The following is a 15120-nucleotide window of genomic DNA, read 5'->3' on the forward strand; positions in this document are numbered from 1 at the left end:
CGGCGGGAATCGGCGCCTGGCCACCGCCTCCGGCGCGGCCCTCGCGGGCGTCGTCGGCACGGCCGCTCCCCTGGCCGCCTCGCTCCCCGGACCGCCGTCCACCGCTCTGGGTCTGCTCGCCGCGGGCACCGCGTACGCCGCGACCCGTACGGCTGCGATCCGCCGTCTGTTCACGGACGTCACCGAGGCTCCGGTACTGGTGCACATCGCCTGGGCCACCGCGGACGCGCTGCACCGTGCCGGACTGGTGCCGCGCGGCCCCGAGGGTGTCTCCCTCGAACCGGACGAAACGGGCGCCTACCGCGTCGAGTTGGACGGTGTGCCGCGCGCGGCCTCCGCCCGCTTCGCCACCGCCTTCGACGAGGCGGTCTCCCCGCTGACCTCGCCGCGCTATGTGGTGCCCCGCCACATCCTGCCGCCGCCGGGGGCGGGTGCGGCCCTGCGCGCGCTGTTCCGCAGGCCCGCCCAGAACGCGGTCGTCCACCACGCGGTGCCCACGGCCCTCGGCGAGAACCGCCGCCTCGCGGACCTGTTCGCCGCCGCCTGGAACACCTACGTCAGCACGGGCGACCCGCTCTACACCCGCAGCCCCGAGGGAGCGGGCGTCCTCGCGGCGCAGGCGGGCGGCTCCCCGCTGGGGGTGACGACGGCGATGCGGCTGACCTGGCAGTGAACGCCCGGACGCACCTCACCGCACCGATGCGCGACCCGACGCCGTACGACGACCTTGCCCGCCGAACACGCCTCCTGCTCGCCAACCGCCCTGCCGTCAGCCCAGGTTGATCGGCCCGGAGAAGTCGCGGCCCTGGATGACGTTGCCGCTGATGCGGGCGTCCCCGGAGACGGTGTTGTGGACGGTGTCCTGCTCGGCGCGGAGGGTGAATCCGTGCCGGCCGGCCCAGGACTCCAGGTCGGCCGCGAACGTCTCGTCCCGTCCGCTCTCCTCAATCACGCGTGCGGTGAGGTCCCGGACCTGCTGCTCGTCGTCCGGGTCGTCGGGGAGCGCTATCTCGTCGCCGCCGTTCGAACGGCCGCCTCCGATGCGGCGGCACAGAGCGACCAGCGACTCCCACGCGTGCCGCCCGGCTTCCGTACCGGCCGAGCTCGCCGCGGCGCCGACCGCGGCCGTGATGGCACTCGCTGAGACCGGATCCACGCTTCTCTCCCCCTGTGGTCTGCGGCAAATCCCCCTGAATGTACGGGACTTGCCCCTCCCGATGGTACCCGTCCGCGGCGCGGCGGCCTGGGGGTCGCAACGCCGCGGATGAGTGGGGACCGTGCGCTCCCCTGCGACGCACGGTCCTCCACTCGAACGGGCATGAGTCTACGGCGCACCACTGACAACGCCGCCCGTAAGCAAGGCGGCGCAGGGCGTGAGGGCTCATGATGGATCCGATGCCCTCAACAGCCCCTCTTCTGCTGCTCGATGTGGACGGTCCGCTGAATCCGTTCGCGACCCGGCTGCGCCGCCGTCCGCGCGGCTACACCACGTACCGCTTCAAGCCCGCCGACTGGGTACGCCGCCACGCGCCGCTGCCCGCGGAGGAGGTCTCCTGGCTGCGCGTATGGCTGCGTACCGAGCACGGCCGTCAACTGACGGCGCTGCCGTATGAGTTGGTGTGGGCGACGACGTGGATGCACGACGCCAACACCCACATCGCCCCCGCGCTCGGCCTGCCGGACCTGCCCGTCATCGAGTGGGCGGAGCTCTTCGTCCCCGGCCCGGACGGTACGCACTGGAAGTCGCGGCACATCGTCGAATGGGCCCGTGGACGCCCCTTCGCCTGGGTCGACGACGGCATCACCGACCACGACCGGCGCTATGTCGCCGCACACCACGACGGCCCCGCCCTGCTGCACTGGGTCAGCCCGCGGCGCGGTCTGCGCCCCAAGGACTTCGCCGCGCTGCGCAGTTGGGCCCTGCGGCAGCGCGGCTGACTCTTCCGCGGCCGTACGGACGCCCGTACGGCGACGTCGTCACGCGGCGCGGGCGGCGCACACCGCCCGCGCCCGGTCAGGTCGAGCGCGGAGGGTCGAACGCCGCGGCCTCGACGAAGTCGGGCCTCGGGTCCAGGGCGGCGGCGAGCCGGAAGTGGCGCCGCGCCTCGTCCTTGCGGTCGGCACGCTGGAGCGTACGGCCGAGCGCGAAGTGCGCGAACGCGTTGTCCGGCTCGCGCTCCAGCACGGTCTGGAACTCCATCTCCGCGGGGCGCAGTTGAGCGCCGAGGAAGAACGCACGGGCCCGCAGCAGCCGTGCCGCGGTGTTCTCGGGATGCGCCGCGACGACCGTGTCGAGCAGCTTCAGCGCGCCGCGCGGATCGCGCGCCTCGATAAGCTGCTCGGCGGCGCGGAACTCGATGACCAGGGTCTCCGGGGTCGCCTCGGACACGGCGCCTGCCTCCTCACCGGTGCCTGTATGACAGTTGCGTGCACTGGCGCTGGAACGCCTCGCTCCCAGTAGCTATTCCCAGTCGCAACCGGGGGCACTCCGCTCCCACCGGAGCGGACTACGCGCCCGCCGCCGCCGTACGGTGTCCGGTCAGGCTTCGTCGGCCCGGCGCCGCAGCTCGTCCCAGACCTCACGGACCCGCGCCTCCAGCTCCTCCACGGGGCCGTCGTTGCCGATCACGATGTCGGCCAGCGCGAGCCTCTCCTCGCGGCTCGCCTGCGCCGCCATGCGCGCGGAGGCGTCGTCCTCCGTCATGCCGCGCAGCCGTACGAGCCGGTCGAGCTGGGTCTTCGGGGAGGCGTCGACGACGAGGACCAGGTCGTAGAGGGGAGCGAGCCCGTTCTCGGCGAGGAGCGGGACGTCGTGGACGACCACGGCGGCGCCGTCCGACTCCTCCGCCAGCCGCTCCAGCTCGGCGGAGCGCTCGCCGACGAGCGGGTGGACGATGGCGTTCAGCGCCGCCAGCCGGCCGGAGTCGGCGAAGACGACCGACCCGAGCTTGGGACGGTCCAGGCTGCCGTCCGGTGTCAGCACGTCCTCGCCGAACTCGGCGACGACGGCCGCCAGGCCCGGGGTGCCGGGCTCCACGACCTCTCGGGCGATCTTGTCCGCGTCGACGATCACGGCACCGTATGCGTCGAGCAGCCGCGAGACCTCGCTCTTGCCCGCGCCGATGCCGCCCGTCAGTCCGACCTTCAGCATGCGGTTCACGCTATACGGTGCGCGGGACGCGCCGGCGCCCAGGTCAGGCCGTCCCCGGCGGGCCTCCGCCGTCCCGGCTGCCGCCGCCGTCACCGCCCTCGCTGCCGCCGCCCTGACCGTCGCCCTCGCCTTCGCGTTCGCCTTCGCGTTCGGCGAGGAACCGCTCGAAGACCGCGCCCAGTTCGTCTGCGGAGGGCAGTTCGCTGGGCTCGGCCACGAGGCTGCCCCGGGTCTCCGCGCCGGCCAGCGCGTCGTACTGCTGCTCCAGGCCCCGTACGACGGCCACCAGATCCTCGTCGCCCTCGGAGAGCTGCCGTTCGATCTCGTTCTGCGTCTTCAGCGCCTCGTTGCGCAGGGCATGCGCGACGTCGGGCAGCACGAGCCCCGTCGCGGACGTGACGGCCTCGACGATGACGAGCGCCGCATCCGGATAGGGCGACCGCGCGATGTAGTGCGGCACGTGCGCCACCACTCCGAGCACGTCCTGCCCGGCCTCCGCGAGCCGCAGCTCGATCAGACCCCCGGCGCTGCCCGGGATCTCCGCCTCCTCGAAGAGCGCACGGTGCCCCGGCACGAGATCCGTACGGTTGCCGTGCGGCGTCAGACCGACGGGACGGGTGTGCGGGACGCCCATCGGGATGCCGTGGAAGTTGACGGACATCCGCACGCCGAGGCGTTCGGTGATCTCACGGACGCCCGCGGTGAACGCCTCCCACTGCACATCCGGCTCCGGCCCGGACAGCAGCAGGAACGGCGCGCCCGTGGCGTCCCGTACGAGCCGCAGATCGAGCCGCGGCTCGTCGTAGGCGACCCAGCAGTCCTTGCGGAAGGTCATCGTCGGGCGCCGGGCCCGGTAGTCGACGAGACGGTCGACGTCGAAGCGCGCGACGGTGACATGGGGCTGGCTCTCCGTCACGCGCTCGACGATCTGCTCCCCCGCCTCGCCCGCGTCCATGTAGCCCTCGAAGTGATACAGCATCACCAGACCGGCGTTGTCGGGCTCGCCGAGGACGGCGTCGACGGCTTCCAGCCCGTTCTCGTCCCACGTGTACACGCTCTGCCCACTGTGCGGTTCCTGCACTGTCGGAGCCCCTAACTCGTCGCGTTCACCCTGCACAACGGTGCGGGGACGCCGGGCATTCCTGCGGGGGCGCGCACAGCGAAGCGGGGCCCGCTCCCGAAGGAGCGAGCCCCGCTCTGCGTACTGTCCGCCGGACGGTTGGCCGCCGTGTTCAGCGGCCGGCCGTCAGCTTCAGCTCTGGCCGCCCGCGAGCTTCTCGCGGAGTGCCGCCAGCGCCTCGTCCGAGGCGAGGGCGCCGGAGTCGTCGTTCGACTCCGAGGAGTACGACCCGCCGGAACCGGCCTGGCCGCCACCGCCGCTGCCGCCCTGCTGCGGCTGGGCGTTGCCGCCGCCGGAGCCGGCGCCCTCGGCGGCCGCCTGCTCGTCGGCCTCGCGGGACTTGATGACCTGCGCCTGGTGCTGCTCGAAGCGCGTCTGCGCCTCGGCGTACTGGCGCTCCCACTCCTCGCGCTGCTTCTCGTAACCCGGCAGCCAGTCGTTGGCCTCCGGGTCGAAGCCCTCGGGGTAGATGTAGTTGCCCTGGTCGTCGTACGACGCGGCCATGCCGTAGAGCGTCGGGTCGAAGTCGACCGCGGTCGGGTCGGCACCGAAGGACTCGTTGGCCTGCTTCAGCGAGAGGCTGATGCGGCGCCGCTCCAGATCGATGTCGATGACCTTGACGAAGATCTCGTCGTTGACCTGGACGACCTGCTCCGGGATCTCCACGTGGCGCTCGGCCAGCTCGGAGATGTGGACCAGACCCTCGATGCCCTCGTCGACGCGGACGAACGCACCGAACGGCACGAGCTTCGTGACCTTGCCGGGCACGACCTGGCCGATCTGGTGCGTGCGCGCGAACTGCTGCCACGGGTCTTCCTGGGTCGCCTTGAGCGACAGGGAGACGCGCTCGCGGTCCATGTCGACGTCCAGGACCTCGACCGTGACCTCCTGGCCGACCTCGACGACCTCGGAGGGGTGGTCGATGTGCTTCCAGGAGAGCTCGGAGACGTGGACGAGTCCGTCCACACCGCCGAGGTCGACGAAGGCGCCGAAGTTGACGATGGAGGAGACGACGCCGGAGCGCACCTGGCCCTTCTGCAGGGTGGTGAGGAAGGTCTGACGGACCTCGCTCTGGGTCTGCTCCAGCCAGGCGCGGCGGGAGAGAACCACGTTGTTGCGGTTCTTGTCGAGCTCGATGATCTTGGCCTCGAGCTCCTTGCCGACGTACGGCTGGAGGTCGCGGACGCGGCGCATCTCGACCAGGGAGGCCGGCAGGAAGCCCCGCAGGCCGATGTCGAGGATGAGACCGCCCTTGACGACCTCGATGACGGTGCCGGTGACGATCCCGTCCTCTTCCTTGATCTTCTCGATGGTGCCCCAGGCACGCTCGTACTGGGCGCGCTTCTTCGAGAGGATCAGGCGGCCTTCCTTGTCCTCCTTCTGGAGAACAAGGGCCTCGATCTCGTCACCGACGGCGACGACCTCGTTGGGGTCGACGTCGTGCTTGATCGAGAGTTCGCGGGACGGAATGACGCCTTCGGTCTTGTAGCCGATGTCGAGCAGGACCTCGTCCCGGTCGACCTTCACGATGACGCCGTCGACGATGTCGCCGTCGTTGAAGTACTTGATCGTCTCGTCGATCGCGGCGAGGAAGGCTTCCTCGGAACCGATGTCGTTTACCGCAACCTGCGGAGTGGTGGCGGTGGTCTCGGTGCTGCTCGTCATGTGTGAAAGGGTCTCCGGGTACGGACATGAAGTCGTAGGTTCTGCTACGCCGAGAGCCCGTTATCGCACCGCGCATGCAAGCCAGCCGGACACAGCCTTGAGAGCCACGGACCCGAGGGATACACCACCGATGCGAGCGCGGCCTGCTCCGTCCGAGGCACGCAGGCCCGCAGCGCAACTTGTAGCATACGGGGGCCGCTGGGCATGGTCAATGCGCGAAAGAGCACAGCTGGGGTGGAACGTCCCATAACCGGCGCGACCGTCACAGCATGCGATCCTCACGGCACTGAGCGGTGTCCACGACCCCCACGGCGACAAGTTATAGGCAAGAGAGTACGACGGCGGGGGCGATGATCCAAGACGGCGACGACGGCCCGAGCTCGGAGGCGGAGGCCGAACCGGCGGCCGTACGGAGGCGGGCCGGGGGCGCGGAGAGCAGCCGGGCCAACCGCGCCTGGTGGGACCGGAACGCGGACGAGTACCAGGACGAGCACGGCTCCTTCCTCGGCGACGCCCGCTTCGTGTGGTGTCCCGAGGGCCTGGACGAGGCGCAGGCCGGACTGCTGGGACCCGCCGCGGGGCTGCGCGGACTGCGCGTGCTGGAGGTGGGGGCCGGCGCGGCGCAGTGTTCTCGGTGGCTCGCGGCGCAGGGCGCCCGTCCCGTCGCGCTCGACCTCTCGCACCGGCAGCTCCAGCACGCGCTGCGCATCGGCGACGGCGAGCACGGCGGTGCCGGTGAGGGCGACGGCGTCGCGCTGGTGGAGGCGGACGCGCGGTCGCTGCCGTTCGCGGACGGCTCCTTCGATCTGGGGTGCTCGGCCTTCGGGGCGTTGCCGTTCGTGGCCGATCCGGTGCGGGTGCTGCGGGAGGTGCGGCGCGTACTGCGGCCCGGCGGGCGGTTCGTCTTCTCCGTCACGCATCCGATGCGCTGGGCGCTGCCGGACGAACCGGGGCCCGAGGGGCTGACGGTGCTCAGCTCGTACTTCGACCGCACTCCCTATGTGGAGGAGGACGAGCGGGGCCGGGCCGTGTACGTCGAGCACCACCGCACGATGGGCGACCGGGTGCGGGACGTGGTGAGCGCGGGCTTCCGGCTGCTGGACGTCGTCGAACCGGAGTGGCCCGGCTGGAACACGCAGGAGTGGGGCGGCTGGTCGCCGCTGCGGGGGCGGCTGATCCCGGGGACGGCGATCTTCGTGTGCGAGCGGGACGAGGCCGGAGGCTGACCCTGTCCGGGCCCGGCCCGGAGTGATCCTCGCGGGCGGGCCCGGCCCGTAGGGCGTCGCCGCTACTCGGTGACCGTCAGGTCGATGTCGTACGTGGAGCCGTCCTCGGTGGTGAGGCGGAGGACGAAGGTGCCGGTGTGGCCGTCGGTGTGGATGGCCGGCAGCTCCAGGACCCCCTTCTTGCCGAGCAGACCGCCGGTGGACTTGGTGACCGAGCGGTCCTCGTTGCCGAACAGGTCCGTGAAGTAAGGGCCCTTGGTGTTCTCCTCGCCGTCCTCGGTGATCACGGTGGCGGTGACGGGGACGTCCCCGGCCGCCTCCTTCTCGTGTGCGAGCGTGACCTCGACGTCCTCGAACTTCGCGTCGACGGGCGCCTTGAGGGGGCCGCCGGGCTTGCGGGCGAAGGTGTACTTCGGCTTGACGGTGGCCTTCATCGCCGTCGTCGTCAGATCGCGGCCCGTGGCCTTGGCGGTGATGGTGAACTCGCCCGCCGTGCCGCCCGCTTCGACGACCGGGGCCGTGGCCGTACCGTCGGCGCCGGTGGTGGCCGTGGCCTTGGCCGAGCCGCCGGTGAAGCGGGCGTCGGTCGCGCCCTTGATCGTGTACTCGATGCGGACGCCCTTGAGCGCCTTGCCGGACTTGCCGGCGGCGCGCACCCGGGGGCGCTCCTCGAACGAGCCGCCCGTATAGGCAGTCAACTCGCCCGCGAGGACGGGCTTGAGGGTGCCGGGGGCCGGTGACTGGTCGCCTCCGCCGCCGCCCTGACCGCCGTCGCCGCCGTGGCCGCCCTCGTGGCCGCCGCCCTTGCCGGGCTTGTGGGGCTTGGAGCCGCCGTGCGAACCGCCGCCGCCCTTGCCGGAGTCGTCGGCGCCGCCCGCGCCCGGCGTGGTGGGCACGGCGCCCGAGCCGTCGGGGACCTTGTGCGTGCCCTTGCGGTAGAAGTCGTACCAGGCCAGCACCGTACGCAGATAGGCGCGCGAGTCGTTGTAGCTGAGGACCGCGCGGTGCAGGCCGGTCTTCGAGCCCAAGTCCCGTTCGCCCGCGCAGAGATAGCGGGCGGCGGCGAGCGAGGCGTCGTGGATGTTGGCCGGGTCCCGGCGGCCGTCGCCGTTGCCGTCGGCGGACCAGCGCGCCCATGTCGAGGGTATGAACTGCAGCGGTCCCACGGCGCGGTCGAAGCGCTTGTCGCCGTCGAGCCGTCCGCCGTCGGTGTCGGTAATGCGGGCGAAGCCGGAGCCGTTGAGCACGGGGCCGAGGATCGGCTTGAGGGTCGTGCCGTCCTTGTCGACGGCGCCACCGCGTGCCTGTCCGGACTCGACCTTGCCGATGGCGGCGAGCAGTTCCCAGCGCAGTCCGCAGGCGGGGTCGGAGGTGCCGAGGGAGCGTGCGGCCTGCTTGTAGGCGGCGAGCAGCGTCGCCGGAATGCCGGACTCCGACGGGCTCGGATCGGGTGAACTGCGGGGCGGCGCGGGGGATTCCAGGGGCGGCAGCTCGGTGTGGTACGAGTCGTCGCCCGGGGCCTGGTCGGGCCGGGCGTCGTCCGCGCGCTCGGTGCCGGGACCGTCCGTGCGGTGGTCCACGTCCGCGCCCGGTGCCTGCGAGGCGGTCAGCGCCGCCATCGTCGCCGCGGCGATGGCCGTACCGGTCACTCCCCGGCGGAGCTTTCTGCCCCCGCCACGGAACCGCTGATACCGCGCCATGTGCGGACCCCCTGCTCTCCCCTGCGGTCACCGACACCGGTGACACTACGACAACTCCTGGGCAGCGTCTGCGGGTCGCTCCATTCCGCCACAAGACTGTCCTGCCGGGGCGTTGCCGGACCGAACGCCCGTCCGTGCCCGGACGCTGCTGGCCCTCTCCGTACGTACGCCGGCGAACGGGGACGGGCTCAACTCCGGGGAACGGGGCGGACGGTGGCGGGGGCGAGCCGCGGTCAGGTGCCGGCCGGCCGCCGGTCAGTGGGCCGCGGACTCCCAGTCGTCGCCGACGCCGACCGAGACGTCCAGCGGTGCGCGGAGGTGCACGGCGCCGCTCATCTCGCGGCACACCAGCTCCTCGACGGCCTCGCGTTCGCCGGGTGCGACCTCCAGCACGATCTCGTCGTGCACCTGGAGCAGCATCCGGGAGGCGAGCTTCTCCTCGCGCAGCGCGGCGTCGACGCGGAGCATCGCCGTCTTCACGATGTCCGCCGCGGTGCCCTGGATCGGTGCGTTGAGCGCCATCCGCTCGGCCATGTCGCGGCGTTGGCGGTTGTCGCTGTTGAGGTCGGGCAGATAGCGGCGGCGGCCCATGATGGTCTCGGTGTAGCCCGTGGCGCGCGCCTCGCTGACCGCGCGCTGGAGGAAGTCCCGTACGCCGCCGAAGCGTTCGAAGTAGTCGTCCATCAGCCCGCGCGCCTCGTCGGGCGTGATGCCGAGCTGCTGGGAGAGGCCGAAGGCCGAGAGGCCGTACGCGAGTCCGTACGACATGGCCTTGATCTTGCGGCGCATCTCGGCGTCGACCTGGTCCTCGGTGACGTCGAAGACCTGGGAGGCGACGGTCGTGTGCAGGTTCTCACCGGAGGTGATGGCTTCCAGCAGCTTCTCGTCGTCGGACATGTGGGCCATCACGCGCAGTTCGATCTGGCTGTAGTCCGCGGTCATCAGGCACTCGTAGCCCTCGCCGACGCGGAAGGCGCGGCGGATGGCGCGGCCCTCGTCCGTACGGATCGGCACGTTCTGCAAGTTGGGGTCGGTGGAGGAGAGGCGGCCCGTGGCGGCGACGGTCTGGCTGAAGCTGGTGTGGATGCGGCCGTCGGGGGCGATCGTCTTGATCAGGCCCTCGACGGTGGTGCGCAGCTTCTGCTGTTCGCGGTAGCGCAGCATCAGCACGGGCAGTTCGTGGTCGGTCTGGGCCGCGAGCCAGGTGAGGGCGTCGGCGTCCGTCGTCCAGCCGGTCTTGGTCTTCTTCGTCTTCGGCAGGCCCAACTCGCCGAAGAGCACTTCCTGCAACTGCTTGGGCGAGCCGAGGTTGAACTCGTGGCCGACGGCCGCGTGGGCGTCCTTCACCGCCTGCTGGGCGGCGTCGGCGAACTGCTGCTCCAGGCCCGTCAGCCACTCCCGGTCGGCGCAGATGCCGGCGCGCTCCATGCGCGCCAGCACGGCCGAGGTGGGCAGTTCGAGATCGCGCAGCAGATCGGCTGCGCCGACCTGGGAGAGCCGCTCCTCGAAGACCTCGCCGAGGTCGAGGATGGTGCGGGCCTTGACCATCAGGGCGTGCGCCTCGGCCTCTTCGTCCACGCCGAAGGCGAGCTGGCCGCCGCCGTCCTCGGCCGGGCCCAGTTCACGGGCGAGATACTCCACCGACAGCGCGTCCATGGCGAAGGAGCGGCGGCCGGGCTTGTCGAGATACGCGGCGAGCGCGGTGTCCATGGTGACGCCCGCGACGCTCCAGCCGTGCTCGGCGAAGACCCGCATCAGCGCCTTGGCGTCGTGGACGACCTTGGGGCGCTCGGGGTCGGCGATCCACGAGGAGAAGGACTGCTCCTCCGCCTCGTCGAGCTGCGCCGGGTCGAACCAGGCCGCGGGACCCTCGGCGGCGGCCAGCGCGATCTCGCTGACGCTGCCCGCGCCCAGCTTCCACACGTCCACGGTGGCCAGGCCCAGGGGGGCGTCCCCGTGCTCCTCCAGCCAGCCGGTCAGCTCGCCCGGTGCGAGCACGCTGCCGTCGATGTCCACGCCGTCGGCGGCGGGGGCGATCTCCTCCTCCTGCGAGCCGGGGTCGACGGCGAACAGCCGCTCGCGGAAGTTCTGATGGCGGAACTCCAGGGCGTCCAGCACCACGTCCAGCGTGCCGCGGTCGTAGGGCTGCCGCTCCAAGTCGTCGGGGCCGCAGTCCAGTTCGACGTCGCGGACCAGCTCCGTGAGATGCCTGTTGAGGGTGACGGACTCCAGATGGGCGCGGAGATTCTCCCCGGCCTTGCCCTTCACCTCGTCCACGCGGCGGGAGAGCTCCGCGAACGAGCCGAACTGACTGATCCACTTCGTGGCCGTCTTCTCGCCGACGCCGGGGATGCCGGGGAGGTTGTCGGACGGGTCGCCGCGCAGCGCCGCGAAATCCGGATACTGCTGCGGCGTCAGGCCGTACTTCTCGAAGACCTTCTCCGGGGTGAAGCGCGTCAGCTCCGAGACGCCCTTCGTCGGATAGAGGACGGTGACGTCGTCGCTGACGAGCTGGAGGGCGTCGCGGTCGCCGGTGACGATCGAGACCTTGAAGCCCTCGGCCACCGCCTGTGTGGTGAGCGTGGCGATCACGTCGTCCGCCTCGAAGCCGTCGACGGCGAACCGGCGCACCCGCATCGCGTCCAGCAGTTCGCCGATCAGCTCGACCTGGCCCTTGAACTCGTCCGGCGCCTTCGACCGGTTCGCCTTGTACTCCGCGAACTCCGCCGAGCGCCACGTCTTGCGGGAGACGTCGAAGGCGACCGCGAAGTGCGTGGGCTCCTCGTCACGCAACGTGTTGGACAGCATCGAGGTGAAGCCGTAGATCGCGTTCGTCGTCTGGCCCGTGGACGTGGCGAAATTCTCGGCGGGCAGGGCGTAGAACGCGCGGTAGGCGAGCGAGTGCCCGTCCATCAGGAGCAGGCGCGGTGCGGTCTTCTTCGATGCCTTCTCAGTCACGTCCCCGATCCTCCCACGGCCCACCGACAGCCCCGCTCCGGCCGCGCACCGGGCGGCCGTCACGCCGCCGTGTCAGCAGGCCGTGGCACCATCGCCGTATGCGCAAACCCCCGGTCGAGGACCCCGTACAGGACGCTCCCGACGTGTCGGCCCCCCAGGACTCGGCGGCCGGCACGAAGGCCGTCGCGCAGTCCCTGCGCCTCGCGCGCGAGCAGATGGGCGTGCGCAGGACGGCGCTGACGCTGCTGCGCGTCAACCAGAAGGACGGCTTCGACTGTCCGGGCTGCGCCTGGCCCGAGGACGACAAGCGGCACACCGCGGAGTTCTGCGAGAACGGCGCGAAGGCCGTCGCCGAGGAGGCCACGCTGCGCCGCGTGACGCCGGACTTCTTCGCCGCACACCCCGTGGCGGACCTGTCCCGTCGCTCCGGGTACTGGCTGGGACAGCAGGGCAGGCTGACGCAGCCGATGTATCTGGCGGAGGGCGCAGAGGCGTACGAACCGGTGCCCTGGGAGCGCGCCTTCGGGATCGTCGCCGAGGAGCTGGAGGCGCTGGACTCCCCGGACGAGGCGGTCTTCTACACCTCGGGGCGCACGAGCAACGAGGCGGCGTTCCTCTACCAGCTCCTCGCGCGGGAGTTCGGCACGAACAACCTGCCGGACTGCTCCAACATGTGCCACGAGTCCTCCGGGGAGGCGCTCACCGAGACCCTCGGCGTCGGCAAGGGCAGCGTCCTGCTGGAGGACCTGTACCAGGCGGATCTGATCGTCGTCGCCGGGCAGAACCCGGGCACCAACCATCCGCGCATGCTCACCGCGCTGGAGAAGGCCAAGGCCGGCGGCGCGAAGATCATCACCGTCAACCCGCTGCCCGAGGCCGGGATGACGCGGTTCCGCAACCCGCAGACGGCCAAGGGTCTTGCCGGTTCCGGCACGGCGCTGACCGACCTCTTCCTCCAGGTCCGCCTCGGCGGCGACCAGGCCCTCTTCCGCGAGCTGAACCGGCTGGTCATCGAACGGGGCGGCGTGGACGAGGAGTTCGTCGCCCGCCACACCCACGGCTACGGGGAGTTCGCCGCCGCGGCCCGTGAGGGATCCCCGGAGGGCGTGCGGGAGGCCACCGGTCTGCGCCCCGAGGAGATCGAACAGGCCCTTCAGATGGTGCTGGCATCCCGGCGCACCGTCGTGTGCTGGGCCATGGGCCTCACCCAGCACAAGCACTCGGTGGCCAGCATCCGCGAGATCGTCAACTTCCTGCTGCTGCGCGGCAATGTGGGCCGCCCGGGCGCGGGCGTGTGCCCCGTACGGGGACACAGCAACGTGCAGGGCGACCGCACGATGGGCATCACCGAGCGGCCCGGAGCCGGCTTTCTCGACGCGCTGGAGCGGGAGTTCGGCTTCACCGCACCCCGCGAGCACGGCATGGACGTCGTCGAGTCGATCCGCGCACTGCGCGACGGGCGGGCCAAGGTCTTCTTCGCCATGGGCGGCAACTTCGTCTCGGCCTCCCCCGACACGGCCGTCACCGAGGACGCGATGCGCCGTGCCCGGCTGACCGTCCACGTCTCCACGAAGCTCAACCGCTCGCACTGCGTGACCGGCGCCCGCGCCCTGATCCTCCCCACCCTCGGCCGTACGGAACGCGATCTGCAGGGCGGCGGCGAGCAGTTCGTGACGGTGGAGGACTCGATGGGCATGGTGCACGCCTCGCGGGGACGGCTGGAGCCCGCGAGTCCGCATCTGCTCTCCGAGACCGCGATCGTGGCGCGGCTGGCGCGCCGCGTCCTCGGCCTCGCCTCACGCACGCCGTGGGAGGACTTCGAGAAGGACTACGCGACCGTACGGGAGCGCATCGCCCGCGTCGTGCCCGGATTCGAGGACTTCAACGAGCGCGCGGCACGGCCCGGGGGCTTCACCCTGCCGCACGCACCGCGCGACGAGCGGCGCTTCCCGACCGCGACCGGCAAGGCCAACTTCACCGCGGCGCCCGTCACTTGGCCGCGCGTACCGGAGGGACGGCTGCTGCTGCAGACGCTCCGCTCGCACGATCAGTACAACACCACCGTCTACGGCCTCGACGACCGCTATCGCGGCATCCGCAACGGCCGCCGCGTCGTCCTGGTCAACCCCGCGGACGCGCGGGCGCTCGGTCTGGAGGACGGTGCGTACGCGGACCTGACGAGCGAGTGGACGGACGGCAGCACGCGTACGGCCGAGGGCTTCCGCGTCGTGCACTACCCCACCGCGCCCGGCTGCGCCGCCGCCTACTACCCGGAGACCAACGTCCTCGTACCGCTGGACGCGACGGCCGACGGCAGCAACACCCCGGCCAGCAAGTCCGTGGTGATCCGCGTCACTCCGGCCTGAGCGCACGCTCAGCGACCTGATAGGACGGTCCGGTACTTGCAGACCGCACCGGCCCGCGTACGCGCGCCAGCACCCGGGAGGCGACGGACGGGCCGGTCCCGCACGGTGATCGGAGCCGCTGCCCATGGGCGAGCACGACAGGACCACGTTCCCCCAGGAGATCCTCGACGAGTGGTCGGGGCTCGGCCTCGACCTGCCCGCCCTCTTCTCGGCGGGACACCTCGGCGAGCGCATGGACCTGCGGATCCTGTACGCGTCACCGGAGGAGGTTACCGGCACGCTGCCCGTCGAGGGCAACACCCAGCCGTACGGGCTGCTGCACGGCGGCGCCTCCGCGGTGCTCGCCGAGACCCTGGGCTCGGTCGGGGCGATGCTGCACGGCGGTCCGGGCAAGCTCGCCGTCGGCGTCGACCTCAACTGCACACACCACCGCGGCGTGCGCTCCGGACTGATCACGGGGACGGCGACGCCGGTGCACCGGGGGCGCTCGACCGCGACGTACGAGACCGTCATCACCGACGAGGACGGCAAGCGCGTGTGCAGCGCCCGCCTCACATGTCTGCTGCGGGAGATGCCCCAGGACGCGTGAACCGGCGCCGGTGAGGCAACCGGTGGCGGGACCGGTGAGGACGACGGCACCCTGGCCACTCCGCCGGAAGGCCGCTAGCTTCCCGGACATGGGAGGCACTGGGCGCAGACGGGGCGGGGGCAGGGGCGGACCGCGCGGATCCAGATCCGGTCCCGGTACGGGTCCGGGATCGGAGGGCGGAGCCGGGGAGAACGGCTCCGGGAGACCCTGGTACGGGCGCTTCCGGCACGACGACGCAGACCCGGGGCCCGGTCAACCGCCCGTACGCGGCGAGGAGTTCGGGCACGGGCCCGGCGGTCCGCGCCCCCTCGGCAGGGCCGCGGACCGCGGCGACGGGCGGCGCAT

12 protein-coding genes are annotated in these 15120 nt (G+C 71.7%); 5 read left to right on the top strand and 7 right to left on the bottom strand.

Annotated elements, in window-relative coordinates; genetic code table 11:
* Positions 1 to 673 (top strand): hypothetical protein (locus AN218_RS37350; RefSeq protein WP_216311845.1); only part of this gene is annotated, 673 nt, incomplete at its 5' end.
* Between the two features lie 96 nt (positions 674 to 769).
* Here the strand turns inward: AN218_RS37350 and AN218_RS33350 are convergent.
* The gene (locus AN218_RS33350) at positions 770 to 1156 is read right to left on the bottom strand and encodes a hypothetical protein (protein WP_070020765.1); all 387 of its coding nucleotides are present in this window, start codon (positions 1154 to 1156) and stop codon (positions 770 to 772) included.
* Positions 1157 to 1395: 239 nt separating this feature from the next.
* On the opposite strand from AN218_RS33350, the gene AN218_RS33355 reads away from it, so the two are divergent.
* Entirely contained in the window at positions 1396 to 1938 is a 543-nt protein-coding gene (locus AN218_RS33355) for an HAD domain-containing protein (RefSeq protein ID WP_070020772.1), read from the top strand.
* A 76-nt stretch (positions 1939 to 2014) separates the two neighbouring features.
* Here AN218_RS33355 and AN218_RS33360 read toward each other — a convergent pair whose 3' ends face one another.
* From AN218_RS33360 to rpsA, 4 genes are all read right to left on the bottom strand, one after another.
* Complete coding sequence (locus AN218_RS33360) at positions 2015 to 2389, bottom strand: tetratricopeptide repeat protein (protein ID WP_070020766.1); 375 nt, start codon at positions 2387 to 2389, stop codon at positions 2015 to 2017.
* 150 nt (positions 2390 to 2539) lie between these two features.
* Positions 2540 to 3151 (bottom strand): dephospho-CoA kinase, encoded by a 612-nt coding sequence (coaE, locus tag AN218_RS33365; RefSeq protein ID WP_070020773.1) that lies wholly within the window; start codon positions 3149 to 3151, stop codon positions 2540 to 2542.
* A 43-nt stretch (positions 3152 to 3194) separates the two neighbouring features.
* Positions 3195 to 4205, bottom strand: coding sequence for a PAC2 family protein (locus tag AN218_RS33370; protein ID WP_244900911.1), 1011 nt, complete (start codon positions 4203 to 4205; stop codon positions 3195 to 3197).
* Between the two features lie 198 nt (positions 4206 to 4403).
* A complete protein-coding gene (gene rpsA, locus AN218_RS33375; protein ID WP_070020768.1) occupies positions 4404 to 5936 on the bottom strand; it encodes a 30S ribosomal protein S1 in 1533 nt (510 codons plus the stop codon).
* Positions 5937 to 6286: 350 nt separating this feature from the next.
* Here rpsA and AN218_RS33380 point away from each other — a divergent pair, with 350 nt between their 5' ends.
* On the top strand, positions 6287 to 7162 hold the full coding sequence (locus AN218_RS33380; protein ID WP_070020769.1) for a class I SAM-dependent methyltransferase: 876 nt from the start codon (positions 6287 to 6289) through the stop codon (positions 7160 to 7162).
* 62 nt (positions 7163 to 7224) lie between these two features.
* Here the strand turns inward: AN218_RS33380 and AN218_RS33385 are convergent, their stop codons facing one another.
* Positions 7225 to 8862: a lytic transglycosylase domain-containing protein gene (locus tag AN218_RS33385; RefSeq protein WP_079132870.1), complete on the bottom strand. Its 1638-nt coding sequence runs from the start codon at positions 8860 to 8862 to the stop codon at positions 7225 to 7227.
* Between the two features lie 255 nt (positions 8863 to 9117).
* Positions 9118 to 11775, bottom strand: a complete 2658-nt coding sequence (polA, locus tag AN218_RS33390; RefSeq protein WP_079132871.1) for a DNA polymerase I — start codon at positions 11773 to 11775, stop codon at positions 9118 to 9120.
* Positions 11776 to 11918: 143 nt separating this feature from the next.
* On the opposite strand from polA, the gene AN218_RS33395 reads away from it, so the two are divergent.
* Together AN218_RS33395 and AN218_RS33400 are read left to right on the top strand one after the other, a co-directional pair.
* Complete coding sequence (locus tag AN218_RS33395) at positions 11919 to 14186, top strand: FdhF/YdeP family oxidoreductase (RefSeq protein ID WP_070020770.1); 2268 nt, start codon at positions 11919 to 11921, stop codon at positions 14184 to 14186.
* A 124-nt stretch (positions 14187 to 14310) separates the two neighbouring features.
* A complete protein-coding gene (locus AN218_RS33400) occupies positions 14311 to 14775 on the top strand; it encodes a PaaI family thioesterase (protein ID WP_070020771.1) in 465 nt (154 codons plus the stop codon).
* The last annotated feature ends 345 nt before the right edge of the window (positions 14776 to 15120 follow it).

The sequence above is a fragment of the Streptomyces nanshensis genome, from assembly GCF_001751255.1.
Classification (GTDB): domain Bacteria; phylum Actinomycetota; class Actinomycetes; order Streptomycetales; family Streptomycetaceae; genus Streptomyces; species Streptomyces nanshensis_A.

Coding starts and splice junctions, on each gene's coding strand:
- AN218_RS33355 (WP_070020772.1), top strand. CDS start 1,396: ATGCCCTCAACAGCCCCTCTTCTGCTGCTCGATGTGGACGGTCCGCTG.
- coaE (WP_070020773.1), bottom strand. CDS start 3,151: ATGCTGAAGGTCGGACTGACGGGCGGCATCGGCGCGGGCAAGAGCGAG.
- rpsA (WP_070020768.1), bottom strand. CDS start 5,936: ATGACGAGCAGCACCGAGACCACCGCCACCACTCCGCAGGTTGCGGTA.
- AN218_RS33380 (WP_070020769.1), top strand. CDS start 6,287: ATGATCCAAGACGGCGACGACGGCCCGAGCTCGGAGGCGGAGGCCGAA.
- AN218_RS33385 (WP_079132870.1), bottom strand. CDS start 8,862: ATGGCGCGGTATCAGCGGTTCCGTGGCGGGGGCAGAAAGCTCCGCCGG.
- polA (WP_079132871.1), bottom strand. CDS start 11,775: ATGGACGGGCACTCGCTCGCCTACCGCGCGTTCTACGCCCTGCCCGCC.
- AN218_RS33395 (WP_070020770.1), top strand. CDS start 11,919: ATGCGCAAACCCCCGGTCGAGGACCCCGTACAGGACGCTCCCGACGTG.
- AN218_RS33400 (WP_070020771.1), top strand. CDS start 14,311: ATGGGCGAGCACGACAGGACCACGTTCCCCCAGGAGATCCTCGACGAG.